Below are 25,207 nucleotides of genomic sequence, written 5' to 3'. Positions count from 1 at the left end.
CCCCGCGACCGCGCTCGGCATCCGCGGCCTGCGCCGCGGCGCACTCCACGGCGCGGGCCCGGTCCCGCGCCGCGTGGCCGCGCTGCTCGCCCCGGCGCCCCGCTCCCACCGCAGCCTGCCCTGGGCTCTGCCGTGGGGCGTGCCGTGGCTCCCGGTGCTGGCCACGGGGCTGCTGCTGACCGCCAGCGGCCTCTGCGCCTTCACCGCCGCCCACGACATCCACCTGCTGTTCGACCCGCGGTGAGGCCTCGCCCCGCGGCATCGCCTGGGGGCGGCCGGTTCCGCGCCGGGTGTACGCGGGCCGCACCGCCGACGTCCGCCGAGGTGCCGTGCCGAGGTGCCGTGCCGACGACCCCGCCTGGTGGGGGCCCGCCGACCGCCTACGCCGCCGGGCGGGCGAGCTGGTCGCCGCCCACCGCCGCCAGGTACTCGGCGACGGCGTCGCGGTTGCGTTCCAGGCAGCGGATCCGCGCCGTCATGCGGTCGCGCTCCTCCTCGAGCGCGGCCAGCATCTCGGGGGTGGCCTCGTCGAAGAAGATGGCCCGGGTCTCCCGCAGGCACGGCAGGATCTGCTTGATGATCCGGATCGGCAGCCCGGCCGCCAGCAGGCCGCGGATCTGCAGGACGCGGTCGACGAAGACCTCGTCGTAGTCCCGGTAGCCGTTGGCCTCGCGGTCGGAGAAGATCAGACCGTGTTCCTCGTAGTAGCGCAGCAGGCGCCGAGAGGTCTCCGTGCGCCGCGACAGCTCTCCGATTCGCATGTCAAAAAGCCTCATTCGCCTCGGACTTGACATTCACACTAATGGAAGGGTTTCAAGATTTCGTCAGGGCACATACCACGCCCCCGTCCAACGGAGGAAGATCATGGGTGAACTGACGGGCAAGGTCGCGCTGGTGACCGGCGGCAGCCGCGGCATCGGTGCCGCGATCGCGAAGCGGCTCGCCGACGCGGGTGCCGCGGTGGCGCTGACCTACGTGCAGGGTGAGGAGCAGGCCCGCGGGGTCGCCAAGGAGATCGAGGCCGCCGGCGGCAGGGCCGCGGTGATCCAGGCGGACCTCACCGAGCCGAACGCCGCCGTGGACGCGGTGGAGCAGACGGTACGTGAGCTGGGCGGCATCGACATCCTGGTGAACAACGCGGGCTTCCTGGCGTACGGGGCGCTCGCGGACGTGACGGCCGACGACCTGGACCGGGCGCTCGCCGTGGACGTGCGCTCGGTGTTCCTGGCCGCCCAGGCGGCGGCCCGGCACATGGGCGACGGCGGCCGGGTCATCAGCATCGGGTCGTGCTTCAACGGGCGTGTCCCCGGGGCGAACTTCGTCGTGCAGGCGATGGCCAAGACCGCCCTGGTCGGCCTGACCAAGGGGCTGGCCCGCGAGCTCGGCCCGCGCGGGATCACCGCCACCATCGTGGACCCGGGGCCGATCGACACCGACATGAACCCGGCCGACGGCGAGGCCGGCGACTTCCAGCGCGACCTCACGGCCCTCGGCCGTTTCGGCGAGGCCGACGACATCGCCGCCGCGGTGGCCTTCCTCGCGGGCCCCGGCGGCCGGTACGTGACCGGCACGGCGCTCGCCGTGGACGGCGGCTACACCGCCTGAGCCGCTCCGCTCCCCCCGGCGGAAGCGGGACCCGCGCGGGGTGCCGGCGCTGATCGCGGCCCGGCGCCCCGCGGGGACCACCTGCCCGGCTCTGCCGGTCAACTCGCCTCGGCCGCACGCCTGCCGGGGAACCCGTGAGCGCGGGCGGCCAGCACGACCATGAGCACCGGGACGAGCAGGACCAGCACGATCCAGGGGAACGGGGAGACCCCGACGGCCCCGAGGACGATGCCGCCCGCGATGCCGCCACCGGCCATGGCCACGTTCCACAGGACCACCAGGATCGCCTGCGCCGCGTCGGCCGCCTCGCCGCCGGCCTGGCCGGCGGCGGTCTGCAGCAGGGTCGGCACGCCGCCCCAGCCGAGGCCCCACAGCGCGGCCGCGACGTAGACCAGGGCGTGAGTGCCCGAGAAGGCGCCCAGGAGCGCGACGGCGGCGCCCACCAGCAGTGTGCAGGCGACCGTCAGCGTGCGCAGGTGCGCCGCGATGAAGGCGCCGACCACCCAGATGCTGACGAGGCAGGCCACGCCGAAGACCAGCAGCGCCGCGTCCGTCTGGCCGCCCATGCCGATGTGCTGCAGGAAGGTGGCGACGTAGGCGTACAGGATGGTGTGGGCCAGCACGAAGACCAGCATCACGAACAGCACTGGCGCCACGCCCGGCACCAGCAGGGTCCGGCGCACGGGGATCTTTCCGCCCGCCTGCTGCCCCGGGTAGTCGGGGACGACGGCCGCGATCCAGACCAGCAGGACGACGGTGAGCAGCGTCATGGCGCCGAACGCCCACTGCCAGGACGCCACCTGGCCCAGGAAGGTGCCGGCCGGGACGCCGAGAGAGAGCGCGACAGGGATGCCGGCCATGGCGATCGCGATGGCGCGGCCCTCCTGCTGGGGCGCGACCATCCGGCGGGCGTATCCGGCCAGCAGGGCCCACGCCAAACCGGCGGCGATGCCGGCGACGAACCGGGCGACGAGGGTGGCGGGGTAGTTCGTCGACAGCGCGGTGACGGTGTTGGCGACGGCGAAGCCGGCCATCGCGGTCAGTAGCAGGCGCCGACGGCGCCAGCCCGCGGTCGCCGAGGACAGCGGGATGGTGGTGAGCACCGTCCCCAGCGCGTAGATGGTCACGGTCTGCCCGGCGGCGGACTGGCTCGTGTGCAGGCTGGCGCTCATCGCGGGCAGCAGCCCGGCGGGCAGGGTCTCGGTGAGGCTGGTGATGAACACCGCGACGGCCAGCGCGAGCAGGCTCGCCATCGGCAGCTTCGTGTTCGCGGTGGGCGTCGTATCGGGGACGGGGGGTGCGGTGGCGGTGCCGACGGACGGCTCGGTGCTCCTCATGACGGGATGCTCAAACCTTTCCACTAGTGTGAGGGTCAACCCCGCCCAAGCGGCGGGGGTGGGCAAGGACCGTGCGGGCGTGACGGGTTACCGCAGCCGCAGGCGGTTCAGGCCGCCGTCGACGGGCAGGATGGTCCCGGTCACGGCCGAGGACGCGGGGGTGGCCAGATAGGCGATCGCCTCGCCGACCTCCTCGGGGCGCGTCAACCGGCCGATCGGGTGCCGCTCGTCGAGCGCGGCCCGCTCCGCCTCGGGGTCGGCGGACCTGGCGAGCATGCGCGCGATCCACGGGGTGTCGACGGCGCCCGGGGCGACGGCGTTGACGCGTATGCCGTCGCGGACGTGGTCGGCCGCCATCGCCAGGGTCAGGGAGTGCACGGCCCCCTTCGAGGTGGAGTACAGGACGCGCCGCGGCAGGCCGATCATGGCGAAGACGGAACAGGTGTTGACGATCGCCGCGGCGGGGGACTTGCGCAGGTAAGGCAGCGCGGCGCGGGTGAGGCGCACCATGCCGACGACGTTCACGTCGAACACGCGGTGCCACTCCTCGTCGTCGTTCTCCGAGACGTCGCCCTGGGCGGCGATCCCGGCGTTGTTCACGAGGATGTCGATCCGGCCGAAGCGCTCCGCGACCTCGGCGACGGCCCGGCGCACCGAGGCGTCGTCGGCGACGTCGCAGGCGATGCCGACGACGGAGGCGGCGACCTGATCGGGGTTCAGGTCGAGGGCGGCCACCTGCACACCCCGGTCGGCGAGCGCGGCGGCCGCGGCCGCGCCGATCCCGGACGCGCCACCGCTCACCACGGCGACGAGGGGGGCGGACGTCTCTGCTTCGCTGGTGACGGCCATGGCCGACGCCTCCTTGTGGATTTGGACCTGCAGGTGGACCTGTGGGTGTGGTCGTGCGGATGAGGCTGCGGACCGCTCAGCGCTTGAGGCGGCGCAGCAGCGGGTGCGGGGCGGCACCGTCGGCGCCGACGGTGCGGCGCGTCCACCAGGCCGAGGCGAGGTTGGAGGTGAGCAGGGTGCGCCGGCCGCCGTCCCGGGCCAGCTCGGTCAGCGCGGGCAGCGTGCCCATGCCCGTGCCGGTGAACAACACAACGGCGTCGTCGGCGAGTTCGACCTGGGCGAGGCGCGTCAGCAGCGTCTCGGTGGTCACCAGGTAGGGGTTGAAGCGGTCGTCCGCCGCGGTGACGCCGGGCACGCCCGGGGCGAGCACGACGTGGTCGACCGCGATCCCTGCCTTCTCCCAGTAGCCGCGGGACAGGTCGGTCAGCCACGCGTCGTAGGGGGAGACGAGCGACATGCGGGTCACCCCGAGCGCCTCGCACAGGTCGAGGATCGCCCGGGTCGAGGACTGCACGGGAAAGCCGAAACGCTGCGACAGCTCCGCGAGGAAGGCCCGGTCGCCGTCCGGGTCGAGCAGGTAGTGCGAGGCGTTGCACGCGATCACGGCCGCGTCCAGATTCATCCGGCCGAAATCGGCCAGCGTTTCCGGGAGCACCTGGTTGTACATTTCCATGGTTTCCCTGTTGAATTCCGGGGTCACCGGGAAACGCGCGCTGTAAACATTGATCTCGGCGCCGAGAAGGCGGTTGAACTCGGGTTCCGCTATGGGGTTTTCCGGAGGAACGACGAGGCCGAGCCGGGGTAGACGGAAAATGTCCATGGCAATACGTTAGTTGCGGCGCGCGGGGCGGTCCGCCCGAATTCGCGCTTCTTGACACATCTTGACGACTCGTCACAGTGCGGTCACGAACACCCGGTGGAGAATGCGCGAGGGCCCCTTCGACCGCGGGTCGAAGGGGCCCTCCCCGCCTGGTCCGAAGCCCCGTCAGAAGGACGCCGTCGACCCGCCGAACCGGATCGTGTTCGACAGGACCACGCCGTGGCTGGCCACGTCGATGACGACGTGGTCGCCGTCGGCGATCTGGAAGCCGTCGTGGAAGCTGCTGAGGTCCGCGCCGGTCAGCACGTAGTTGACGAGCCCGGGGCGGCGCAGCGCCGGGAAGGAGAAGAGCCGGTCGACCAGGTCCGAGGTGCGGAACCACAGCGCGTCGGCGCCGCAGTCGAACGTGCCCTTCCAGGCAGGCCGCCCGTCGCGCTCGATGGTGACCTGACCGGTGGCCGCGCGCGGCGGCTCGCCGAGGAAGAGGTGGGGCGAGACGGCCGTGTCGCAGAGCTTGCCCGAGGGTGTGTAGCCGGGGTCGATCCGGTGCAGGCCGATGTCGCAGAAGTCGTTGCCGAAGGTGTAGCCCGCGTAGTGGGGCTCGCCGTTCTCGTCGTTGACGAAGACCAGGACGACCTCCGCCTCCTCGATCACGATGACCGGCTCGGCGGGGGCGACCAGCGGCTGACCCGGTGTGCGCAGCCAGGAGCCGAGGCCCTTGAAGTACCACTTGGGCAGCGGCGGCTGGTCGCCGTGCTGGACGATGGCGTCCGCCTTGGACTTGTGGGTGCCGAGGAAGCCGCTGACCAGCGAGTGGCCGCCGTCCGTCGGCAACAGCGGCGGCAGAGCCGTGAGTTCGGGATCGCCGGCGGTCACCGTGATGGTGTCGGCCGCGTCGAGCAGGGCGGCGAGCGCCTCCGGGCCGCCCTCCCCGCGGAGGGCGGCACGCAGCCGGCTCTGGGCCACCCGGTGCAGGGTCTGAGGCTCGCCGTGCGCCGCGATGCCGCGGCTGACGTAGCGCTCACCCCGGTACGTGTACTCGCTGACGGTCTCGGTCGTGACGGACATGGGTGCGGACCTCCGATGGGTCGAAAGAAGGGGGCGCGCCGGGCAGGGGGAACCCGGCGCGCCGGGCAGGACGGTCAGGAACGCCCGGCGGTCGCCGACCGGGCGGCGGGGGACCGGACCAGGTCGCCGAGCACGTCGGCGATGCGGTCCAGAGAGGCCTTGATCCAAGGGAGTTCGAGCGGGGCGACGGCGGCCAGGGAGGCCGTGCGCTGCGCGTCGGTCTCGCCGTACAGCCGACTGGTGGCCACGCGGATCCGCAGCGAACGGTCGGCTTCGCCGAAGGCGCTGCCGGGCAGCACGCCCACGCCGTGGCGCTCCGCGAGCAGGGCGGCCAACTCCCCGCCCGAGGAGACTCCGTGGATCTCGCGCAGCTGCTCCCGCAGCGGCTCGAAGTCCGGGTACAGGTAGCTGGTGGCGCGCACCGGCGTCAGCTCGGCGCCGACGGCGGCGAAGTGCCGGGCCACCGCGCGCACCACCGTCTCGTGCAGCCGCCGGGCCCCGGCGACGTAGGCGACCACCTCGGACGGCTCCCCGAAGGCGTAGGCGGCGGCTTCCTGGACCGGCGCGGCGGTCGTCGACCAGGTCTGACTGGCGACGGCCTCCAGGCGGTCCCGCAGGTCGCGCCCGAGGCGCCCCTCGGGCAGCCGGGCCACGCCCATCCGCCAGCCGCCCAGGCCCAGGTTCTTGGTCAGCCCCGTCGTCACCACGGTGCGCTCGGGGGCGAACACGGCCGGGGAGACGGCGGGTCCTTCGTCGTCGAAGACGAGGTCGCAGTAGATCTCGTCGGAGACGACGACCAGGTCCAGCTCCCTGACCGCCTCGCCCAGGCGCCGCAGGGTGTCCGGCTCGGCGATGGTTCCCGTGGGGTTGTCGGGCAGGGTCACCACGACGCACCGCGGGTTCCGCCCTGCCGCCCGCGCGGCGGCCACGGCCACCCGCAGCGCGTCCGGGTCCGGCACGCCGCCCTGGCCCGGCACGGTGGGCACGTGGATGGGCCGGGCCCCGGCCAGCCGCGCCTGGGCGGCGTAGCTCACCCAGCTCGGCACCGGCACGACGACGTCGCCGCCGACGGCCAGCATCAGGGCGAAGAGCAGCGGCTTGCTCCCCGGCCCGCACAGCACCAGCTCAGGGTCGGTGGGCAGGTCGCGCCGCCCCCAGTACCCGGCAGCCGCGGAGCGCAGCTCCGCACTGCCGGCCACGGGACCGTACGCGTTGCGCCCCGCCGCCTCGGCGAGCCGCAACCGCAACGCGGGCAGCACGGGCAGACCGATCTCACCGCTCGCCAGGGACAGCACCTGCTCCCCGGCGAGCCTCCGGCGCTCCAGCGCCTCATCGGCGGCCAACGTCGCCGACTTGGTCACCGGCACGGCTTCGGACATGGGGGACTCCAAGGATCAGGCCTCACCGGCCAGGAGCCGGCGGCGGAGGGAACAGCGTCGGACGCGTCGGGGGGCTACGCGCCTCCGGAGGAACCTGACGGCGACCGCGCGGCTGCGAGCCGCGCGTCCCGGTCGGGGGACGGGGCCGGAACGGAAGCGGATGCGGAGCCCTGGCGGCGGCCCGTGGGGGGCCGGGCCGCCGACCGGTTGGGGGCGAGAGAGCGGAGGCGACGCCGCCGGGTGGGTGCCCTCGGCGACGCCCGTTGCCCGCGCGGCTGCGGGGCGCTGCCGCCCATACCGTCGGGCAGCGGAGCTGCGGGCGCCCGTTGGGGCTCCGACGGCGGCCCGTGGGGGGCCGGGCCGCCACCGGGTGGGGCGGGGGTGACCCGAGGCGTCAGTCCGTGGCGTACCGCTTGCGCAGTTCGACCTTGCGGACCTTGCCGGTGAGGGTTTTCGGCAGGGCCGAGGTGATCTCCAGGCGCTCGGGGAGGAACCGGGCGTCCTGGCCCGCGTCCCGGAGGTGGGCGCGGAGCTCGGTCAGGCTCGGCGGGGTGCCGCCGCTGGGCACGACGACGGCGAGGATCGGGTCGTCGATGTGCCCGGTTGGACCGACGATCGCGGCCTCGGTCACCTTGGGGTGGGCGGCGATGACCGACTCCAGTTCGGCCATCGGCAGCACGATGCCGTCCCGCATGATGGCGTCCTTGGCGCGGCCCAGGACACGGATCCCGCCGCGCCCGTCCTCACGGGCGACGTCGCCGGTGTCGAACCACCCGTCGCCCATCAACTCCGCGTCGAAGACGTCCTGCTGCTTGTAGTAGCCGAGCGCCTGCGACGCCCCACGCACCCGCAGCCGGCCGACCGGCGCGCGCTTGGTCGGGTCCGCGCACTGGTCGATGCGGATCTCCATGGAGTCGATCGGCCGCCCGTGGCTGTGCGCCGCCCAGTCCTGGTTGTAGTCCAGCCGGCTGATGGTGACCGGACCGAACTCGGACATGCCCCACACCGAGTACGTGCGTGCGCCGAAGGTGTCGCGCAGCTCGTCCACCAGCTCCTGGAGCACCGGCGCCGCGCCGGTGACGGTGTGGCGCAGGCTCGACACGTCGTGCGGGTCGGCCTGCTGCGCGGCGGCCACCCCGGACAGGGTGGGCGGCGGCCCGTAGATCAGCGTCGCGCCGTAGCGCTCGACCAGGTCCAGCAGGCCCGCGTGGTCGGGGCCGTCCTGGAAGGCGATCGTGCCGCCGAGCATCACCCCGGCGAGCACGCCCTGGCCGAAGCCGGAGTAGTGCACCAGCGGGGTGGTGACCGCGGCGACCAGCCCGCCGTGCAGCAGGAAGGTGTCCACGTAGCCACGCACGCCGGAGTGGACGGTGTTCTGGCTGTGCACCACGCCCTTGGAGAACCCGGTGGTGCCGGAGGTGAACAGCACCACGAACGGCTCGTCGGGCCGCAGCTGACGCCCGTCCAGGTCGCCCATGCGCCGGTTCTCCCAGTGCGTGGCGACGAAGTGGTCGTGGAAGTCCACCGCGCCCGCGGGGGCGTGGCCGTCGAGCACCACCACGTGTTCCAGCGGCAGCTCGGAGCGCAGCGCGTTGAGCGTCTCGGCCAGCGGGTAGCCCTCCCACTCCGGCAGGGTGATGCACACCCGGGCCTCGGTGAGCGCCAGCCGGTGCCGCAGCTCCTCCTCCTGGCAGACCGGCGCGATGGGGCAGATGACCGCGCCGGCCGCCATGCAGGCGAACATCAGCGGGACCATCTCCCACCGGTTGGGCAGCTGGACGGCGACGACGTCGCCGCGCTCCACGCCCAGTTCCAGCAGCGCCCCGGCGAACCGGTCGGTCAGCCGTGACAGTTCGGCGTAGTCGAGGGTGTCGGTGCGGGCCTCGGCGAGCCGGCGTCCGGCGATGGCGAGCTTGCGTGGACGCTCCACGGCCTGGCGGCGCAGGTCGTCCAGGAAGGTCTCGTCCCGCCACCAGCCGCGCCTGCGGTACTCGGCCAGCCGGTCGGCGGCCGACGGGTCGGCGGTCATCGGTGCAGCTCCGCGCGGCGCGTGGCGAGCAGTTCGGGCAGCGGGTCTCCGGCGCGGGACGCCGCGATCTCCAGCAGGTCCCGGGTGTTGGTGCGGACCCGGTCGGCGACCCAGTCGAAGACCCAGCTCTTGCGCGCGTCCGACGACAGGTCGAAGGGGACCACCCGGGTCACGGCCAGGGCCGCGGACCCGGCGCCGCCGATGTTGGCGATGACGCCGGGGACCAGGGTCACCCCGGCGGCCGCCACCTTCTGTCGGGCCTCGTCGCTGGAGGCGATGTTGGCGCCCTCGATCACCATGCGGGCCCGCAGCCGGTGGGCGTTCTCGGCGTTGAGCGCGTACTTCTGCGCGGCGAGCACCAGCAGGTCGGCGTCCAGGTCCAGCCAGGCGTCCGGCTCGCGGTTCACGGTGACGTGCTGGGGCAGCCGCGCGTGGTCGATCCGCCCGAACTCGTCGGTGATCGCGACCAGGTCTGCGACGGGGAGCCGGTCCGCGCTGATGGTGCCCTGCACGTCGGCGATGCCGACGACGACGTGCCCGCGCTCCTCCAGGAAGCGGGCGACGGCGCGGCCGACGGCGCCGAAGCCCTGGATCACGATCCGGGCCGGTTCGGTGCGGCCGCTCGCCTCCAGGGCGGTGAGCGCGGCGACGCCGACGCCGTGGCCGGTGCAGTCGATCAGCGGTTCGTAGTAGGTGCGCCAGTCGATCGGCATGTCGGGGGCGCCCAGACGGTAGCGCGGATCGTACTTCGCCTCGTCGAAGAAGACGGCCCGGTCGGCCGGGGTGACGCCCATGTCGATGCCGAGGTGGATGCCGCCGTGCAGCAGCGGCTTGACGGTCCTTCCGAAGGTGCGGAACGTCTCCTCCCGGTCGCCGCCGTCCGCGACGATGCCGGCCTTCGCGCCGCCGATGCGCAGGCCCGCGAGGGTGAACTTCTCGGTCATGTCGCGGGCGAGCCCGGCGACCTCCTCCTCGGTGACCCCGGCGGTCATCCGGGTGCCGCCCATCGCCAGGCCGTCGACGAGCGAGTCGACGACCACCCAGCCCTTGATGTGGCCGCCGCTGCCGCCCAGGTGGACGGTGAAGGCGGGCCCGTTCGAGCCTTGCTCACTCATGGTCAAGTCCTTGCCTACGTTGAATGGTTCACGGGTCCGGGGCGGTCACCGGTAGAGCTGCGCGAAGCCGCGCAGGATCTCCCGGCCGTCCTCGCGGAACTCCAGGTGGGCCTGGGCGCCGAAGATGCGGCCGTCGTCGGAGCGCAGGAACTCCACGGGCGCGTGCTCGGAGCGGCCGATCGAGCGGAAGCCCTGTGGGGCCTCCTGCAGGTAGAGGGTGTGCCGGTGGAAGACGGTCACGGTCGGCTTCACGAACTCGAAGATCGGTTCGGTCTTGTCGACCTGCACCTCGTAGCCGCCGACGCGGCTCTGCCCCTCGGCCAGGCGGCCGCCGGCCGCGACCGCGATCAGCTGCATGCCGCCGCAGATCGCGAAGACCGGGACGTCGGAGTTCATCACCAGGTCGACGAGCGGCTTGTAGAAGTCCTGGTCGTAGGCCCGCACCTTGGTGCCGCTCAGCGCGATCGCCTGGTAGCGGCCGTCCAGCTTCGTGGGCACGGAGGCCGCGTCGACCGCGTCGGTCTCCGAGCCCATGTCCTCGAAGCGCTTGCGGAGCTGCGGCAGGGACAGAGTTCCGTTGTTGACGACTAGCACACGGGATTTCGCCACGTGCTCGCTCCTCAGGTTCGGGTGATGACGGTGCCGGTGCGGGCGGCCAGCAGGTCCGTGACGGGGGCGCTGCCGATGACGACCCGCGCGACGCCCCGCTCCAGCGCCTCTCCGGCGGCCCGCAGCTTCTTGCGCATGCCGCCGGTGGCGCCCTTGTCGCGGAAGGCGGCCGCTGCCTCGGCGCTGATCCGGTCCACCGGCTCTCCGTCGACCAGCAGGTGCGGGACGTCGGTGACCAGGACCAGGTCGGTGGCGCCGACGGCACCGGCGATCGCGGCCGCTGCGCGGTCCGCGTCGTTGTTGACCTCCTGCCCGGCCGCGTTGCGGGCCAGCGGGGTGACCAGGTAGGCGTGGCCGGGCTGCAGGTTCTTCAGCGCGGAGGGGTCCACGCCGGTGATCGGGCCGACCAGGTTCTCCAGCTCGACCAGCTGCTTCTCCCGCCACCACCAGCGTTCGCCCTCGCCGGCCTGGACCAGCCCGTCGCTGCCGAGCAGCCACTCCGCCGTGATGCCGCGGCGGCCCAGCCGGCCGAGGACGTCCTCGGCCAGCGTGGCGCTGACGGTCTTGATGTCCTCGATGACCTCGGGGGTGGTCCAGCGGCTCTGGTTGCCGTAGCGGTCACGCAGGATCGCCGACGGCTCGCTGTAGCGCGGGTTCAGCCGCTTGAGCGGCTTGGACCAGCCGTGCACGAGGACCAGTGGCCGCAGCAGCCCGTAGCGGGCCAGGTCGTCCCACCAGGTGCCGGCCAGGTCGTCCAGGCAGCTGCCGCCGAGCTTGACGACGGTCGGCGTCCTGTCGGTGTCCTGGGTCCTGCTCATGCGGGCATCACCGGCTGCATGGTCAGCCCCGTCTCCTCCGGCAGGCCGAACCGGATGTTGGCGACCTGCACGGCCTGTCCGGCGGCGCCCTTGACGAGGTTGTCGAGCGCGGACAGGACGACGATCCGTCCGCCCTCGGGGTCGTGCAGGACGGTCACGTCGCAGAAGTTGGAGCCGAGCACGACCTGCGGATCGGGCACCGGGATCAGCGTCTCGTTGTGGCGGCGCACCCGCACGAAGCGGCTGCCCTTGTAGAAGCGCGTGTACGCGCGCTGCAGCTCGCGCTGGTCCACCTCCGCGTCGGTGAAGATGTAGGAGCTGGTGAGCAGGCCGCGCACGTGCGAGACGCCGTAGGCGGACATGCTGAGCGAGGCGATGCTGCCCGATGTGCCGCTGTCCGACTTCGCGCGGGCCAGGAAGTCGCCGACCTCGGCCGCGTGCCGGTGCCCCGTCGGGGCGTAGGGGGCGATGGCGCCGTTGCGGAACGGGTGCAGGTCCGCGGTGCGCAGCTGCAGGCCGCCGCCGCTGGAGCCGCTCTTGCCGTCCACCACCACCGTCTTCAGGTCCAGCCCGAGGCCGAGGGTGAGGGGGGCCAGGCCCAGCGTCAGCGCGGTGGCGTAGCAGCCCGGCAGCGAGATCAGCGGCGCGCCCACCAGCTGGTCCCGGATCAGCTCCGGGACGCCGTAGACGAAGCGGTCCGCCAGTTCGGCGCGGCGCTGGACCTTGGGGTACCAGCGGTCGTGCAGCTCCGGGGTGCGGATGCGGAACGCACCGCTGAGGTCGACGATCGCCGGGACCTTGTCCGCCAGCTGCCCGGCGAGCTGCGCCGAGACCGGCGCCGGCGTGGCCAGGAAGAGGACGTCGACCAGGCCGGCGACCTCCTCGGTGACGGGTTGCACGGTCAGCCCGAGGTCGAACCGCAGGTTGGCGTGCAGCTCGGCCGGACGCCGGCCGATGTTGGAGGAACCGCCGAGGAAGGTCAGTTCCATCTCGGGGTGCTGAGTGATCAGCCTGATCAGTTCGCCGCCGGCGAGCCCGGAGGCTCCGACGACACCCGCGCGGATCATGAGAGCAGCTCCTGGACGAACGAGCCGACGGCGTTGGGGATGTCCGCGCCGGTCACCGAGGCCACCCCGCGGAAGGCAGGGGCGTGGTTGACCTCGTTGACGACGTAGCCGTCGTCGGTGCGGAAGAGGTCGACGCCGTAGATCCCGGCGCCGAGTTCGGAGACCACGGCGTCGACGATCTTCACGACGTCGGGATCGTAGGCGAGGGTGGTGCTGCGGTTGCCGAGCGCCGCGTTGCTGCGCCAGTCGGCGCCGGCGCTGGCGAACTCCGCGGCGGCCACGATGTCGCGGCCCACCACGAGGCAGCGCACCGACGAGCCGCCGGAGAGGTACGGCTCGACCAGGCAGGCCTGCTCGAAGGCGTGCCCGAGGTCCTCGACGTAGTCGTAGACGGAGTGGGCGGTGTCGGTGTGGCGGATCAGGGTGACCCGCTTGCCCATGCCGCCGAAGATCGGCTTGAGCACCACCGGCACGCCGAGCTCGTCCAGCGCCTTCTCGAAGTCGCGGCGGGACAGCACCAGCCGGAAGTCCGGCACGGGGATCTCCGCGGCGCTCAGCACCGACCGCAGGACGGCCTTGTTCTCACAGGCGTTGATGGCCCGCGCGCTGTTGAGGACGGGGATCCCGGCGGCCTCGGCGAGCGTGGCGACCAGGCCGCCGCGCGTGTAGCTGCGGCTGCGCACCAGCAGCGCGTCGAAGTCCTGCACCGACGGCGCGCCGGGCGCGCCGAGGCACAGGGACTCGTCGTTGACCCACTCGACATGCAGTCCGAGCTCGGGGGCGGCCTCGATCAGCCGGCGCTCCTCCCAGCTGATCCGGTCCGCGACGATGGCGACGTTCTTGGTCATCTCACTGGCCCCAGTCGCGCAGCGTGACCTGGACCATCTCGAGGGTCAGCCGCCCGTCCTGGATTTCCTCGACACGCAGCGTGAGCATGCACTCGGGGCAGGAGAAGGTCTCGCCCTGGGCGATCGGCGGCACGGTCAGGTCGGTCTCGCACTCGGGGCAGGCGCCGGTCAGGGTGGCGGTGGACATGGATCTCACTCCTGTTGGTGGTGAAGGTGGTGACGGTGGATGTGTTCGCGTGGGGGTGTGCTGGTGGGGGCGCGCCCGTGGTGGGGGCCTCAGGCGGCCTGGAACTCGATCGCGGCCTTGCGGATCGCGTCGCGGTCCAGCAGCGGAGCGCCCGAAGACTCCTGACGCTCGATCAGCCATGGTGTGAAGGCTTCGACGTCGACGAAGACGCCGGAGTCGCCCAGCGCCCACGTGACCAGGGCGGTCGTCAGGCGGGTGCGCACCAGCAGCTCGCGGGAGTTCCCGACGAGCTCGGCGGGCAGCGTCTCGTAGGCCTCGGGGTGGCTCAGCTGGCCCGGCAGCTCGTAGGCGAAGGAGTGCGGCGTGGTCGGGCCGGACTGGAACGCCTCGCCGAGGCCGGCGCCCTTGAGGGCGAGCCGCGACAGCTCGGTGAGGTGGCTCAGGTCGAAGCGGGTGTCGCCGTGGATCACGCGCAGCGAGGTGAGCAGCTCGGCGAGCGGGGCGTTACCGCCGCGCTCGCCGATCCCGCCGACGGTCGCCGAGATCCACTTCGCCCCGGCGCGCACGGCGGCAAGGGAGTTGGCGACGGCCATGCCCAGCATGTTGTGCGAGTGGATCTCGATCTCGGAGCCGTCGATCGCGGTCAGGTCCGCGATCACGTCCTGCATCTGCCACGGCGACAGGTAGGCGACGGTCTCCGCCAGCCGGAACCGGTCGGCGCCGGCGTCGAAGCCCGCGGTGACGTACGGGACCAGGCGCTCCGCGGGGGTGCGCGCCGCGTCCTCGCCGCTGAAGGTGACGTGGAAGCCGCGGTCCTTGGCCTGCGCGATCGCCGAACGGGCCAGCGCCTGGAGGAACTTCGCGCTGGGCGAGCCGAGCTTCAGCTTGGCGTGCTGCTCGGACGTGGGAATGGAGTACATGATGTGCCGCACGCCGAGCCGCTCGGCCTCGTCGAGGGCCGTCGCCACCTGCTGGCGGTCGCGCACGACCACCAGCGTCATGCTGCGCTCGGGGCCGACGGCCTCGTGGGTGGCCAGGACCAGGTCGCCGTCCTTCGAGTCCGGGCCGGCGACCATGCCCACCTCGACCAGCGCCACGCCGGTCTTCACCAGTAGGTCGGCGATCGCCGCGGCGTCCCTGGGACCGAATTCCACCCCTGCCATGTGCGCGGAGTCGCGCAGCGTGGCGTCGGATATCTGCGGCGGCACCGGGAGTGTCCCGTGCTCTTTCTTTTCCATTGCGTTCCCTCCTCCTGTGTCCGGGAGGTTTCCCGGAGCTGGCTCCAGGTGAATTCAACGGCCCCTTGTTCGTGGGCGGTTGGCTTGTCGCCGGAGCTCGGCGGTGCGGTGCGCACTGCAGACCATCCTGTACGGGGCCGCCGGGCCGGGCAAGAATTCTCGTGTCCGGACTTTGTCAAGGAATGTCGGCGAACGTCATCGGCGGGTGGGTGGCGCAGGATATTTCGCCAGGCCGTGTGGAGTCGCCCGCGAAAGCAATTCGGAGGTGCGGATTCCGGGAGATATTCAGGTGTGCCGAATTGTGCCCGGAAAACGCCGGAGGCGGGCCGGGGAGTCCCCGGCCCGCCTCCGGCGGTCGCTCAGCCGCGGCCCAGGCGGTAGCCGACGCCGTGGACCGTGATGATCCACTTCTCGCCGAGCTTGGCCCGCAGGTTGCTCACGTGCGTGTCGATGGTGCGGCTGGACGCCGCCCAGCTGGTGTCCCACACCCGGGCCATCAGCTCCTTGCGGGACAGCACGCTCCGGGGGTCCGCGGCGAGCGTGTGCAACAGGTCGAACTCCTTGGACGTCAGCTCCACCGGCCTGCCGTGCAGACGGACCTCCCGGGTGCTGCCGTCGATCTGGAGCGGGGTCAGCGAGATGGTGTGCGAGGTCGGCTGCGGTCGGGCGCGGCGCAGCACGGCCTCGATGCGGGCCAGCATCTCGCGGATGCCGCACGAGGAGACGACGCAGTCGTCGGCCCCCGCCTGGAGCGCCAGGACCCGGTCGAGCTCGGTGTCGCGGGGGGCGATGGAGATGATCGGCTGGTCCCCGGTCGTGCGCAGCAACCGGCACACTTCCAGGCCGTCGATGTCGGGGAGGTCGAGGTCCAGCAGGACCAGGTCCGACCGCTGGTGCGTGGCCAGCGCCTCCGCCCCGGTGGCGACGCTGCTGACGGCGTAGCCCTGTCGCCGCAGATCCCGCACCCGGGACTCGGCCGCGATCTGGTCGGCCGCGACCACCAGCACGGACCCGGTCAGGCCCGGTGCGCGGGTCGTCCGCGGCTCCGTTCTCAGTGCCTCCGCAGTGATCATGGTCATGGATCCCCCACTCGTAAGCCCGGCGGGGCGCCGGCGCCCCGACGGCTGCCCCCAGATGACGGTACCCGCTTAAATAATAGCGACAGTTATTTTTTTGTCACGTGAGCCGGATAACATCGGGCTGAACAGCCGACGAGGTCTGCGGGCAAGTCCGCTTGCGGGGAAGGAACGTGGTGATGCAGGAGAGGGCCGCCCGGACCCGTCAGGCGCTGGTGTGCGCCGCCGCGCGCGAGTTCGACCGCAACGGCTACGCCGCCTCGTCCCTGGCGCGGATCACCCGCTCCGCGGGGATCTCCGTCGGAGCCCTGACCTTCCACTTCGCCAGCAAGGAGGACCTGGCGGCCGAGGTCCGGGTGCACGGCCACGCCGCGACCGTGGCCACGGTGGCCACCGTCCCGCGCGAGTCCGAGGCGGTGCTCTGGGTGATCTCGCTGACGCTCTCCCTGGCCTCGCTGCTGGAGGAGGACGTGGCCGTGCGCGCCGCGGCCCGGCTGACCCGGGAGCAGCCGGACGGCGGCCCCGACTGGACGTCGGCCTGGGTCCCGGCGATCAGGGAGCGGCTCGGCCAACTCCGCCAGGACGAGGGGCTCCCCGGCTCCGCCAGGGCCGCCCTCGCGGCCCTGGCGACCCATCTCCTCACCGGAGTCGAGGCGGAGATCCGCCAGCTGGTCTCCCGCGACCAGAACCCGGACGGCCGCCCCACCGCCCGCCTCGCCCGTATCTGGGACCTCATCCGCCAGGGGCTGGGCGTCGCCCAGTCCGACCCGGGCGGAGCCGCCCCGACGCCCCGTCGGCCCCGTTAGGCGCCGTCGCGGGCGCGGGTCAGACCGCGGAGCAGCCGCCGTCGACCGGGACCGCGCCGCCGGTGACGAACGAGGCCTCGTCGCTGAGCAGCCAGGCCGCCGCGCGGGCGATCTCGACGGGCTCGGCGAGGCGCCGCTGGATGGCCCGCTCCGTGGCCGCCTGCTCCAGCTGCGGCACGGCCGCGATGGCCTGCTCCATCAGCTCGGTGCGGGTGCTGCCGACCACGAGCGCGTTGATCCTGATGCCGTGGCCTCCGTACTCGGCCGCCGCGGCGCGGGTCAGGCCCAGCACGGCGTGTTTGGCGGCCACGTACGGCGAGACCACACCGGTGGCGAAGAGCCCGGCCGTGCTGGAGGTGTTGACGATCGCGCCGCCCGTGCCGCGCCCGAGCATGGCCGGGATCTGCTGTTTCATGCAGTTCCACACGCCGCGCACGTTGACGTCCATGATGCGGTCGAAGACGTCGTCCTCGGTCTCGTGCAGGGCGGTGCCGAGCGTGCCCCAGCCCGCGTTGTTGAACGCCGCGTCCAGCCGCCCGAAGCTGCGCACCGCGTGGCCGACGGCCCGTTCGACGTCCGCCGTCTCGGTCACGTCGCCGACGGCGACCTCGGCCGCTCCGCCCTCGGCCCGGATCGCGTCGGCCAGTTCGCGCAGCGGCCGTTCGCGTCGGGCCATCAGCAGCACCGCCGCCCCCTCGGCGGCGAACACGCGGGCGGCGGCGGCGCCGATCCCGCTGGACGAACCCGTGATCATGATGATCTTGTCGTGCAGAAGCCCCTTGTCGCCCATCGGCGCCGATCCCCCCAGATCGCTCGTCGCCCCCGCCGATCGGCGGGGGCGTCGGCGTCACGGTAACCCGGTCGCTGGCATGTCCGCCAACTCTCTTGGCTGAACACCAGGTTGACGAGGCGATGCGATGGTCAGGCCGCCACGCGGGTGCGTTCCTCGCCCATCTCGATGCGCTTCACCGCGCTCGGAACGGCGAAGGCGGGCAGCAGGCAGTGCCACATGTCCTCGACGCGCTCCGGCAGGTTGGGCCGGGTGCGGTCCGAGGTCTCGACGTAGGAGCGCATCTGCGCACCTGTGCACGCGTCGACGACGAGTCGCGAGAGCGTCTCGACGTCGGTGCCGGCGCGCAGTTCCCGTCGGGTCAGGGCGACCTGCAGCGCCTCGGAGATGATCTCGGTCCACTGGTCGTGGGAGTTGTGCTGTGGGGAGGCGAAGTTCTCCTGCTCCCACACCAGCCGCGCGCCCGCCTGCAGGATCGGGTCCTTCGGCATCCGGTACGCCCAGGTCAGGGTGATGTCGACGGCCTGCTGCAGGCCCTCGGAGGCGTGCGGCGGCACCACGTGCTTCGGCTGTTCCTGGACCAGCAGTTGGGCCAGCTCGTCCTTGCTCCGGAAGTGGAAGTACACCGCCCCCATCGTGAGACCGGCGCGGTCGGCGATCTTCATCATGCTGGCCCCGGCGAAGCCCAGCTCTCCGAACACCTCCGCCGCTGCCTGGATCAGGGTGTCACGGGTCCGTTCGGCCCGTGCCTGCTTCACTGTCCGTCCAGCCGCCATGTGCACCTCGAGGATCGTGCTTCCCAAAAACCAAAGTGTTCATTATGTTATTGACCGATGCAGCGGCCAAGCAACAGCCGGTGCGCCGCAGTTCAGCACGTACTCTCGAGGAGACGACTCGTCATGACATCGTGCACGACCGCGAACCTGCAGCTCATCAGCGCTCCGCCGCAAACGCCCACCGGAATCTTAACTCAGGTCCGCAAGAGCGACCCTGGAGCGGTGCTGGTGTCCGGCTGGAGTCGGATCTCGGACACCACCCAGCACGTCACCGTGGCCTGGCCCCGGGAGCAGGAGTTCTACACGGAGGACGGGCGCTATCGTCCGCTGCTCTTCACCGAGAGCCTGCGGCAGGGGCTGGCGCTGCTCAGCCACAGTGTCCACGAGGTGCCGCTCGGCCACCGGCTCGGCTGGGAGTCGGTGAACTTCTCGGTCAACCCCGGGGCCCTGCTGGTCACTTCGGAGCCGGTCTCGGCCACGCTGCTGGTGACGCACCTGTCCGTCAGACGTCGCAGACTCGGCTCCGTCCACTTCGCCTCGCGCGTCGAGGCGCGGCACTCGGGGCTCCGGCTCGGCACCGCGACGGTGCACTACACCACCCATCCGCCGGCGCTCTACGACCGGCTGCGCGGCCGCTACGCGGACGCCCGTGAGGCCTTCGCCCTCGCCGCGCCCCCCACGCCGCCCGTCCCGCCGGGCCTGGTCGGCCGCACCCGTGCCCGCGACGTGGTGCTCTCGCCGACCGGCTCCCCCCACGGCTGGCAGCTGCGGGTGGACACCGGCCACGGGGTCCTCTTCGACCACCCGCACGACCACATACCGGGCATGGTGCTGCTGGAGGCGGCGGACCAGGCCGCGCAGGCCGCCATGGGCTGCCCGGTGACCGCCGTCGCCTTCGACACGACCTTCGTCCGCTACGTCGAGTTCGACCGTCCCTGCCTGGTCACGGCGGTGCCCGAGGCTCCCGACGGCCTCGGCCGGGCCCGGACCACGGTGGAGATCACCCAGGACGGCCACCGCGTCTTCACCTCGACCGTGACCACCCAGCCCCGCTGAGGGCCGAGGGGTCACTCCGCGGCAAGCCTGCCGCGCACCATCGTCGACAGCACCGCGTGCACGTCGTCCAGGCTGCGCTCGGGCTGGAACGTCAGCCAGTCCACCGCGACGACCAGCACCATGCCGAAGACCGCCGCCGCCACCAGGCCGGTGTCGAGATCCGCCCGCAGCTCCCCCGACGCCACCGCGTCGTCCAGGGAGCCGCGCACCACCGCGACCGCCTCCTCCCGCAGCAGGGTGAGCGTGGACTGCCACGCGCGGTTGGTGCGCCACAGCTCCGACAGCAGCAGCCGCGCGAACGCGCGGTACTGCTCGATGAAGGCGAGACCCTCGCGGATCATCGCGTCGAGCTGGTCGATCGGCGCACCGGGGTGGGCGGCGGAGGCGCCCCGCAGCGCGGCGGTCAGCAGGCCGACGCCGTGCTGCAGCAACTCCTCGAACAGCTGGTTCTTGTTCTTGAAGTTGTAGTAGACCGTGCCCTTGGCGACCCCGGCCCGCTCCGCGATCGCGTCCACCGAGGTCGCGGAGAAGCCCTGCTCCGCGATCAGCTGCTGGGCCGCGACGAAGAGCTTCTGCCGGGTCTGCTCGCGGCGTCCGCCGCCGCCCGCTCTGGCCGGTCCTGGGGGAGGGGTCATGGCGTCATCCTTCCGTATCCGGTGTCGCTCACAGCACCAGCTCGGGGTGGAGCGACGCGACCGTCCACATCTGGCGGCGGCGCGCCGCGAGCACGGTGCCGGCCAGTGAGGCGACCAGGAAGGCGGCGAGGACGCCCGTGCCCTGCCACACCACGGTCAGGTCGCCCCCGCTGATCAGCCGGCGCAGCCCGTCGACCACCCAGGTCATCGGCAGGTAGGGGTGGATCGCACCGAAGAAGCCCGGGCTGGTCTGGACGGGGTAGGTGCCGCCCGCCGAGGTCAGCTGGAGCATCAGGATCGCCAGGCCGATGACCCGGCCCCGGGTCCCGAAGACGGCGTTGACGCACTGCAGCACCGCGGCGAAGCTCGCGGAGGTCAGCAGCAGGAAGCCGATCGCCGCCGCCGGTCGGGCCAGGTCCAGCCCGAGCGCGAAGTGCAGCACCGCCAGCAGGGCCCCGACCTGCGCGACGCCGATGGCGACCGCCGGAAGCCAGCCGGCCAGCGCGGCCCGCCAGGAGGGGATGCCGGCCGCGAGCAGCCTGCTGCTCAGAGGGCGCAGCAGCATGTAGGCGACCATCATGCCGACCCACAGGGCCAGCGGGATGAAGTACGAGGACAGCCCGGTGCCGTAGTTGGCGGCCTTGTTGAGCGTGCCGAGGGCGAGCTGCACCGGGTCGCTCATCACGCCGGTGCGGTCCGCGCGTTCCTGGGCGCTCAGGTCCGGGATCTTCGCGGCGCCGTCGTGGAGCGAACCCGCCAGCTGGTCCGAGCCGCCCGCGAGCTTGTAGAGGCCGGAGTCGAGCTGGTCGGCGCCGGAGGCGAGGGTGCCGAGCCCGTCGTCCAGGTGGTGCGCGCCGGTGGCGAGCTGCGCGCTGCCGGTGGCGATCCCGGCGACGCCCGCGTTCAGCCGGTCGATCCTGGCGACCTGCGCGTCGACCTGGTCGGCCAGGTGCGGCGCGTCGGCGGCCAGCTGGTTCGCGTAGCCGCGCACGGTGCCCGCGTCGGAGGCGAGTCGGGCCAGCTGCGCCTTGTTCGCGGAGACGGCCTGGTCGACCGAGGTCGCGATCTCGACGGTCCGCTGGGACGCCTGCACGGCGGTCTGCAGCGCGGCGCACTCGGCGGGGGAGCCGCCGGTCGCGGTCCCGTCCGGCACTGTTGCCCCGGCCTGCTGCGGCGTCCGGCACTGCTGGGCGTAGACCTGCTTCAGCTGCGCCTCGGCCGCCTTGGCGTCCGCCACGGCCTGAGCCGAGTCGGCGGGCAGCGAGGTGGCGATCTGCTGCACGGTGCCGGCGGCCGTCGCGACGGCCTGCGCGGCCCGCTGGATGTCCCCGGCGCGGCTGCGCAGCGTCGGCGTCAGCCTGTCGGTCACGCCGTGCACCATCTGGTCCAACTGCGCGGTCCCGGCCGCGGCCTGGGCCGCTCCGCCGTGCAACCGGTCGAGCCCGTCGGCGAGCAGGCCGCTGCTGGAGTGGGCCGTGCCCAGCCCGTCGCTCAGCTGCTGTGCCCCGCCCTGCGCGGTGTGCGCGCCCTGCGCCAACCGGCCCGCGCCGCCCGCCGCCTGGAGGGTCTGGTCGTGCATGTCGCCGAAGGAGACGTAGATCTGGTCGAGGTAGCCGCGGACCGCACTGGCGGAGCTGGCGGCGCGGATCTCGGAGAAGGCGGACTTCGCGATGATGCCGCTCAGGTAGCTGTTGGAGTCGTTGCTGCGCGCCTGGAGCAGGCCCGAGACGGGGTGGTCGCTCCCGCCCGTCGCGATCCTCGCGGTGAAGTCGGCGGGGATGGTGAGCGTCATGTAGTAGTCGCCCTTGCGCAGCCCCTGGTCGGCGCGGGCGGCGCTGACCTCGTGCCAGTCGAAGGTGTGCCGGTCCAGCAGCTCGGTGGTGAGGTCGCGTCCGGCGTTGAGCTGCTTGCCGCCCACGTCGGCGCCCCGGTCCTGGTCCACGATCGCGACCGGCAGGCGGTCGAAGTGGCCGTAGGGGTCCCAGAACGACCAGATGTAGAGCGCGCCGTAGAGCAGCGGCAGCAGCGCCACGGCGACGACGGCGGCACGCGGCAGCGAGCCGCGCCGGAACCGGCGCAGTTCGAGCGAGCCGAGGGAGAGGGCGCGCAGCGGGCGCCGACGGGCCAGCCGGTCACTCATCGTCGTCGCCGCCTTCCGTGCCTTCCGCATCTTCCGTGCCTTCTGCGTCTTCCGCGTCTTCTGTGTTCTCCGCGGGTTCCGCGGGTTCCGCGGGCTCGACGGGCTCGACGGGCTTCGGTGCGCCGAGGGTGACGACGACGTCGGCCTGGGCTCCCGCCGGAACCTGACGGGTCGTGGCCAGCACGGTGAGTCCGGCGTCGGCGAGCTGGCGCAGTGTCGCCCACGCGGCGTCGCGCTCGGCGTCGGAGAGGCGGTCGCCGACGTCGTCGACGGCGAGCACGCGCGGACGGCCGATCAGCGCGGCCGCGAGGGAGGTGCGGAACGCCTGCGGCGCGGAGAGCGAGTCCGCGCGCAGCGACAGTTCGGCCCGGGTCAGCCCGGCCGCGTCGATCGCGGCGGTGACGCGCCGGTGGGCGTGGCGTCCGTGGGAGCGGAGCAGGAGCCGCTCGGTCAGGTGCTCCTCGACGGTCAGTCCGCCGTCGAGGTCGTTCACCCCGGCGACCGCCCCGAGCGCGACCAGCTTCCGCACCGCCGCGGCCCGCCGCGGCAGCGCCAGCCCGGCGACGCTCGCCACCCCGGCGGTGGGCCGCATTCGCCCGGCGACGCTCAGCAGCAGCGACGTCCGCCCGGACCCGCTCTCCCCGACGACGGCCACCAACTGCCCTGGCTCACCATCAAAACTGACGCCTCGGTAGACATCCCCGCGCGGCCCCCGCAGTGCCAGATCCGCCACCGCGACGGGGGCGCCTTCGTAGTCGCCCATCCTCGCCCCTCCCACTGTCCGCAGTCTTTTGAACTGACCGGTCAGTACAAAAAGGTACCACCGCGGGACGGCATCAGGGGCAAGAGGGCGGAATTCAGGCGGGCCGGGCCAGGCCGGCGTCGTAGGCGATGATGACGGCGTGGACACGGTCGCGGGCGCCGAGTTTGGAGAGGACGCGGCTGACGTGGGTCTTCACCGTGGACTCCGAGAGCACCAGGCGGGTGGCGATCTCACTGTTCGTCAGGCCCTGGGCGACCGACTCCAGAACCTCGCGCTCGCGGTGGGAGAGGTGCGCGATGCGGGGATCGGTGTCCGGCTCGCGCGAGGGGACGCCGGAGGTGAAGGCGTCGAGGAGGCGGCGGGTCATCGCCGGGGCGACGACCGCGTCGCCCGCGGCCACGGCGCGGATGCCGGAGAGGAGTTCGTCGGGGCGGGCGTCCTTGAGCAGGAAGCCGCTCGCGCCCGCGCGCAGCGCGCCGTAGGCGTACTCGTCGAGGTCGAAGGTGGTGAGCACCAGGACCCGCGAACGGTCGCCCGCGGCGACGATGCGGCGCGTCGCCTCGATGCCGTCCATGCCGGGCATCCGGATGTCCATCAGCACCACGTCCGGTCGCAGCTCGGCCGTGAGCCGGACGGCTTCCGCGCCGTGGGCCGCCTCGCCGACCACGGAGGTCTCCGGGCTGCTCTCCAGCAGCATGCGGAAGCCCATGCGTTGCAGCGGCTGGTCGTCCACGATCAGCACGGTGGTCACGCCTTGCCGCCTTCCTTCGGAAGCCCGCCTCCGCCGTCGAGCTTAGGGCCGGCCGACTGAGCCTCCGGCAGCGGCAGGCAGGCGGTGACCGACCAGCCGCCGCCGGGGCGCGGCCCGGCGGCGACCGTGCCGCCGGCCAGCGCCGCGCGCTCGCGCAGGCCGATCAGGCCGTGACCGGTGCCCGGACCGCTCCCCGAGCCGGGGGATGGGGTGCGGCCGTCCTCGCCGCCGGAGTCGTCGACGCGGACCCTGACCTCCCCGGTGCGGGCGTCCGCCGCCACCGACACGCGCACGTCGGTGGCCGGACCGGCGTGCTTGAGGCTGTTGGTCAGCGCTTCCTGGACGATCCGGTAGACGGCCAGCTGCAGACCCGGCGGCAGCGCGGAGGTGTGGCCGGAGGCGGTGTAGGTGACGGTCGGCCCGGCCGCGCGCAGCCGCTCGCACAACGCGCCCAGCTCGGCCGTCCCGGGCTGGGGGTGCAGCTCGGCCGCGGCCGTACGCGCGGTGCCGCCCGCCTCCCCGGCGACGGGGCCGGTGACGGTGACGGTGGCGTCCGGCGTGGCGGCGGCCCCGGGCGCGGCACCGGTCTCGGGCACCTCGGCGCGCAGCGCGCCGAGCGTGCGGCGCAGCTCGCCCAGCGACTCGCGGCCGGTCTCGGCGATGATCCGCAGCACCTCGGGGCCGCGCTCGGGCCGCAGCGCGGCCTGCGCCGCGCCGCCGTCGGCGAGGCCGATGATGACGGCCAGGCTGTGGCCGACGATGTCGTGCAGCTCGCGGGAGACCCGGGCCCGTTCGTCGGCCGCCGCGAGGCGCTCGCGCTGCTCGCGCTCGACCTCCAGCGTCGCGGCCCGGTCGGCGAGCGCCGCCAGCTGCCCCTGCCGGATCCGGCCCGCGAGGCCCAGGGCCGCGGCGGCGGTCGCGGCGCAGGCGACGAAGAAGAGGCCGGTCCAGGGCCGCCGGGCGAGCGGCTCGACCCGCCAGGCCAGGACCGCGATGCAGGGCAGCACCGCCGCCGCGACCCAGGGCAGCCGCCGCGGGGGCGAGTACCGGGCCACGCCGTAGAGGGCGATCATCAGGCTGATGTCGCTGTGCAGCGCGACGCCGAGCGCCCACTGCAGCGCGCAGACGCCCAGCACGATCCAGAAGACCACAAGCGGCGCCCGCCGCCGCCATCCGAGCGGCGCCGCCTGGGCGACGGCGGTCAGCGCGCTCACCCACAGCGGGACGGAGTTCACCCCGAACAGCGTGTGGTGCTCGCCGTCCCGGAAGAGATCGGCGAGCCCGGTGAGCAGCACGAACAGCGCGACGAAGGAATCCAGCACCTGGGGGTGCGCCCGGTCGGCCGCGCGCACGCGGAGCCAGCCGCGGGCGACGGGGTGTTCGGCCAGGTGCTCCCAGAGGGGATCGCTGCCGTGCGTCGTGCTGCTCATCGGGAGGGGTACCAA

General features: G+C 72.9%; 25 protein-coding genes and 1 pseudogene. 4 read left to right on the top strand and 22 right to left on the bottom strand.

The genetic code is table 11. The annotated features are described in order from the left end of the window. Positions 1-244 (top strand): annotated as a pseudogene (locus TR49_RS44005) (M56 family peptidase); the annotation flags it as partial. Between the two features lie 136 nt (positions 245-380). Here TR49_RS44005 and TR49_RS25235 read toward each other — a convergent pair. Beyond that, positions 381-761 (bottom strand): MerR family transcriptional regulator, encoded by a 381-nt coding sequence (locus TR49_RS25235; RefSeq protein ID WP_042385625.1) that lies wholly within the window; start codon positions 759-761, stop codon positions 381-383. A gap of 103 nt (positions 762-864) precedes the next feature. Between TR49_RS25235 and TR49_RS25230 the strand changes: the two genes are divergently transcribed. After that, positions 865-1,605 (top strand): SDR family NAD(P)-dependent oxidoreductase, encoded by a 741-nt coding sequence (locus TR49_RS25230; protein ID WP_042385623.1) that lies wholly within the window; start codon positions 865-867, stop codon positions 1,603-1,605. Between the two features lie 98 nt (positions 1,606-1,703). On the opposite strand, the gene TR49_RS25225 is transcribed toward TR49_RS25230, so the two are convergent. The 14 genes from TR49_RS25225 to TR49_RS25160 form a co-directional block, all read right to left on the bottom strand. Next, positions 1,704-2,942: an MFS transporter gene (locus TR49_RS25225; protein ID WP_042385619.1), complete on the bottom strand. Its 1,239-nt coding sequence runs from the start codon at positions 2,940-2,942 to the stop codon at positions 1,704-1,706. Between the two features lie 87 nt (positions 2,943-3,029). After that, the gene (locus TR49_RS25220; protein WP_042385617.1) at positions 3,030-3,791 is read right to left on the bottom strand and encodes an SDR family NAD(P)-dependent oxidoreductase; all 762 of its coding nucleotides are present in this window, start codon (positions 3,789-3,791) and stop codon (positions 3,030-3,032) included. Positions 3,792-3,867: 76 nt separating this feature from the next. Then, complete coding sequence (locus tag TR49_RS25215) at positions 3,868-4,611, bottom strand: maleate cis-trans isomerase family protein (protein WP_042385615.1); 744 nt, start codon at positions 4,609-4,611, stop codon at positions 3,868-3,870. 165 nt (positions 4,612-4,776) lie between these two features. Then, positions 4,777-5,679: a fumarylacetoacetate (FAA) hydrolase gene (locus TR49_RS25210; protein WP_042385612.1), complete on the bottom strand. Its 903-nt coding sequence runs from the start codon at positions 5,677-5,679 to the stop codon at positions 4,777-4,779. 74 nt (positions 5,680-5,753) lie between these two features. Next, entirely contained in the window at positions 5,754-7,058 is a 1,305-nt protein-coding gene (locus tag TR49_RS25205) for a pyridoxal phosphate-dependent aminotransferase (protein WP_174501603.1), read from the bottom strand. A gap of 394 nt (positions 7,059-7,452) precedes the next feature. Beyond that, positions 7,453-9,087, bottom strand: coding sequence for an AMP-binding protein (locus TR49_RS25200; RefSeq protein ID WP_042385607.1), 1,635 nt, complete (start codon positions 9,085-9,087; stop codon positions 7,453-7,455). Next, the gene (locus TR49_RS25195; RefSeq protein ID WP_052434620.1) at positions 9,084-10,202 is read right to left on the bottom strand and encodes a Glu/Leu/Phe/Val dehydrogenase dimerization domain-containing protein; all 1,119 of its coding nucleotides are present in this window, start codon (positions 10,200-10,202) and stop codon (positions 9,084-9,086) included. Before TR49_RS25195 ends, TR49_RS25200 begins: the two co-directional genes overlap by 4 nt. A gap of 45 nt (positions 10,203-10,247) precedes the next feature. Then, entirely contained in the window at positions 10,248-10,811 is a 564-nt protein-coding gene (locus TR49_RS25190; RefSeq protein WP_042385605.1) for a type 1 glutamine amidotransferase, read from the bottom strand. A gap of 11 nt (positions 10,812-10,822) precedes the next feature. After that, the gene (locus TR49_RS25185) at positions 10,823-11,629 is read right to left on the bottom strand and encodes an amino acid kinase family protein (RefSeq protein ID WP_042385603.1); all 807 of its coding nucleotides are present in this window, start codon (positions 11,627-11,629) and stop codon (positions 10,823-10,825) included. Beyond that, entirely contained in the window at positions 11,626-12,696 is a 1,071-nt protein-coding gene (argC, locus tag TR49_RS25180; protein WP_042385601.1) for an N-acetyl-gamma-glutamyl-phosphate reductase, read from the bottom strand. Before argC ends, TR49_RS25185 begins: the two co-directional genes overlap by 4 nt. Further along, positions 12,693-13,544, bottom strand: a complete 852-nt coding sequence (locus tag TR49_RS25175; RefSeq protein ID WP_042385598.1) for an ATP-grasp domain-containing protein — start codon at positions 13,542-13,544, stop codon at positions 12,693-12,695. Before TR49_RS25175 ends, argC begins: the two co-directional genes overlap by 4 nt. A 1-nt stretch (position 13,545) precedes the next feature. Beyond that, the gene (locus tag TR49_RS25170; protein ID WP_042385595.1) at positions 13,546-13,731 is read right to left on the bottom strand and encodes a lysine biosynthesis protein LysW; all 186 of its coding nucleotides are present in this window, start codon (positions 13,729-13,731) and stop codon (positions 13,546-13,548) included. An 89-nt stretch (positions 13,732-13,820) separates the two neighbouring features. Then, on the bottom strand, positions 13,821-14,969 hold the full coding sequence (locus TR49_RS25165; protein ID WP_042385594.1) for a hydroxymethylglutaryl-CoA lyase-like TIM-barrel protein: 1,149 nt from the start codon (positions 14,967-14,969) through the stop codon (positions 13,821-13,823). 359 nt (positions 14,970-15,328) lie between these two features. Beyond that, complete coding sequence (locus tag TR49_RS25160; protein WP_084725391.1) at positions 15,329-16,048, bottom strand: response regulator transcription factor; 720 nt, start codon at positions 16,046-16,048, stop codon at positions 15,329-15,331. 176 nt (positions 16,049-16,224) lie between these two features. On the opposite strand from TR49_RS25160, the gene TR49_RS25155 reads away from it, so the two are divergent. Beyond that, positions 16,225-16,851: a TetR family transcriptional regulator gene (locus tag TR49_RS25155; protein WP_052434619.1), complete on the top strand. Its 627-nt coding sequence runs from the start codon at positions 16,225-16,227 to the stop codon at positions 16,849-16,851. Positions 16,852-16,870: 19 nt separating this feature from the next. Here TR49_RS25155 and TR49_RS25150 read toward each other — a convergent pair whose 3' ends face one another. Together TR49_RS25150 and TR49_RS25145 are read right to left on the bottom strand one after the other, a co-directional pair. Next, positions 16,871-17,641 (bottom strand): SDR family NAD(P)-dependent oxidoreductase, encoded by a 771-nt coding sequence (locus tag TR49_RS25150; RefSeq protein ID WP_042385586.1) that lies wholly within the window; start codon positions 17,639-17,641, stop codon positions 16,871-16,873. Positions 17,642-17,772: 131 nt separating this feature from the next. Next, positions 17,773-18,444, bottom strand: a complete 672-nt coding sequence (locus TR49_RS25145; protein ID WP_369405339.1) for a ScbR family autoregulator-binding transcription factor — start codon at positions 18,442-18,444, stop codon at positions 17,773-17,775. Between the two features lie 96 nt (positions 18,445-18,540). On the opposite strand from TR49_RS25145, the gene TR49_RS25140 reads away from it, so the two are divergent. Continuing rightward, positions 18,541-19,473 (top strand): ScbA/BarX family gamma-butyrolactone biosynthesis protein, encoded by a 933-nt coding sequence (locus tag TR49_RS25140; protein WP_084725389.1) that lies wholly within the window; start codon positions 18,541-18,543, stop codon positions 19,471-19,473. 11 nt (positions 19,474-19,484) lie between these two features. Here the strand turns inward: TR49_RS25140 and TR49_RS25135 are convergent, their stop codons facing one another. The 5 genes from TR49_RS25135 to TR49_RS25115 all read right to left on the bottom strand — a co-directional run bounded on the left by TR49_RS25135 (position 19,485) and on the right by TR49_RS25115 (position 25,192). Continuing rightward, the gene (locus TR49_RS25135) at positions 19,485-20,108 is read right to left on the bottom strand and encodes a TetR/AcrR family transcriptional regulator (protein ID WP_042385583.1); all 624 of its coding nucleotides are present in this window, start codon (positions 20,106-20,108) and stop codon (positions 19,485-19,487) included. Between the two features lie 28 nt (positions 20,109-20,136). After that, on the bottom strand, positions 20,137-22,248 hold the full coding sequence (locus tag TR49_RS25130; protein WP_236653517.1) for a YhgE/Pip family protein: 2,112 nt from the start codon (positions 22,246-22,248) through the stop codon (positions 20,137-20,139). After that, positions 22,241-23,011 (bottom strand): ABC transporter ATP-binding protein, encoded by a 771-nt coding sequence (locus tag TR49_RS25125; protein WP_042385581.1) that lies wholly within the window; start codon positions 23,009-23,011, stop codon positions 22,241-22,243. The genes TR49_RS25130 and TR49_RS25125 overlap by 8 nt, the downstream gene beginning before the upstream one ends. 94 nt (positions 23,012-23,105) lie before the next feature. Next, the gene (locus TR49_RS25120; protein ID WP_042385578.1) at positions 23,106-23,762 is read right to left on the bottom strand and encodes a response regulator; all 657 of its coding nucleotides are present in this window, start codon (positions 23,760-23,762) and stop codon (positions 23,106-23,108) included. Then, the gene (locus TR49_RS25115; protein WP_063770165.1) at positions 23,759-25,192 is read right to left on the bottom strand and encodes a sensor histidine kinase; all 1,434 of its coding nucleotides are present in this window, start codon (positions 25,190-25,192) and stop codon (positions 23,759-23,761) included. Before TR49_RS25115 ends, TR49_RS25120 begins: the two co-directional genes overlap by 4 nt. Between the last annotated feature and the right edge of the window lie 15 nt (positions 25,193-25,207).

It is taken from the genome of Streptacidiphilus melanogenes (assembly GCF_000787835.1).
GTDB classification, from domain to species: domain Bacteria; phylum Actinomycetota; class Actinomycetes; order Streptomycetales; family Streptomycetaceae; genus Streptacidiphilus; species Streptacidiphilus melanogenes.
Note: the sequence above shows the minus strand (reverse complement) of the source record. Positions and strands in the feature narration are given on the sequence as shown.

Excerpts from the sequence above, each read along its gene's own strand:
- TR49_RS25200 (WP_042385607.1), bottom strand. The coding sequence starts at position 9,087 with ATGACCGCCGACCCGTCGGCCGCCGACCGGCTGGCCGAGTACCGCAGG.
- TR49_RS25155 (WP_052434619.1), top strand. The coding sequence starts at position 16,225 with ATGCAGGAGAGGGCCGCCCGGACCCGTCAGGCGCTGGTGTGCGCCGCC.
- TR49_RS25230 (WP_042385623.1), top strand. The coding sequence starts at position 865 with ATGGGTGAACTGACGGGCAAGGTCGCGCTGGTGACCGGCGGCAGCCGC.
- TR49_RS25115 (WP_063770165.1), bottom strand. The coding sequence starts at position 25,192 with ATGAGCAGCACGACGCACGGCAGCGATCCCCTCTGGGAGCACCTGGCC.
- TR49_RS25125 (WP_042385581.1), bottom strand. The coding sequence starts at position 23,011 with ATGGGCGACTACGAAGGCGCCCCCGTCGCGGTGGCGGATCTGGCACTG.
- TR49_RS25195 (WP_052434620.1), bottom strand. The coding sequence starts at position 10,202 with ATGAGTGAGCAAGGCTCGAACGGGCCCGCCTTCACCGTCCACCTGGGC.
- TR49_RS25160 (WP_084725391.1), bottom strand. The coding sequence starts at position 16,048 with ATGACCATGATCACTGCGGAGGCACTGAGAACGGAGCCGCGGACGACC.
- argC (WP_042385601.1), bottom strand. The coding sequence starts at position 12,696 with ATGATCCGCGCGGGTGTCGTCGGAGCCTCCGGGCTCGCCGGCGGCGAA.
- TR49_RS25225 (WP_042385619.1), bottom strand. The coding sequence starts at position 2,942 with ATGAGGAGCACCGAGCCGTCCGTCGGCACCGCCACCGCACCCCCCGTC.
- TR49_RS25140 (WP_084725389.1), top strand. The coding sequence starts at position 18,541 with ATGACATCGTGCACGACCGCGAACCTGCAGCTCATCAGCGCTCCGCCG.
- TR49_RS25165 (WP_042385594.1), bottom strand. The coding sequence starts at position 14,969 with ATGGAAAAGAAAGAGCACGGGACACTCCCGGTGCCGCCGCAGATATCC.
- TR49_RS25130 (WP_236653517.1), bottom strand. The coding sequence starts at position 22,248 with ATGAGTGACCGGCTGGCCCGTCGGCGCCCGCTGCGCGCCCTCTCCCTC.
- TR49_RS25210 (WP_042385612.1), bottom strand. The coding sequence starts at position 5,679 with ATGTCCGTCACGACCGAGACCGTCAGCGAGTACACGTACCGGGGTGAG.
- TR49_RS25135 (WP_042385583.1), bottom strand. The coding sequence starts at position 20,108 with ATGACCCCTCCCCCAGGACCGGCCAGAGCGGGCGGCGGCGGACGCCGC.
- TR49_RS25235 (WP_042385625.1), bottom strand. The coding sequence starts at position 761 with ATGCGAATCGGAGAGCTGTCGCGGCGCACGGAGACCTCTCGGCGCCTG.
- TR49_RS25175 (WP_042385598.1), bottom strand. The coding sequence starts at position 13,544 with ATGACCAAGAACGTCGCCATCGTCGCGGACCGGATCAGCTGGGAGGAG.
- TR49_RS25205 (WP_174501603.1), bottom strand. The coding sequence starts at position 7,058 with ATGTCCGAAGCCGTGCCGGTGACCAAGTCGGCGACGTTGGCCGCCGAT.
- TR49_RS25220 (WP_042385617.1), bottom strand. The coding sequence starts at position 3,791 with ATGGCCGTCACCAGCGAAGCAGAGACGTCCGCCCCCCTCGTCGCCGTG.
- TR49_RS25150 (WP_042385586.1), bottom strand. The coding sequence starts at position 17,641 with ATGGGCGACAAGGGGCTTCTGCACGACAAGATCATCATGATCACGGGT.
- TR49_RS25215 (WP_042385615.1), bottom strand. The coding sequence starts at position 4,611 with ATGGACATTTTCCGTCTACCCCGGCTCGGCCTCGTCGTTCCTCCGGAA.
- TR49_RS25170 (WP_042385595.1), bottom strand. The coding sequence starts at position 13,731 with ATGTCCACCGCCACCCTGACCGGCGCCTGCCCCGAGTGCGAGACCGAC.
- TR49_RS25185 (WP_042385603.1), bottom strand. The coding sequence starts at position 11,629 with ATGAGCAGGACCCAGGACACCGACAGGACGCCGACCGTCGTCAAGCTC.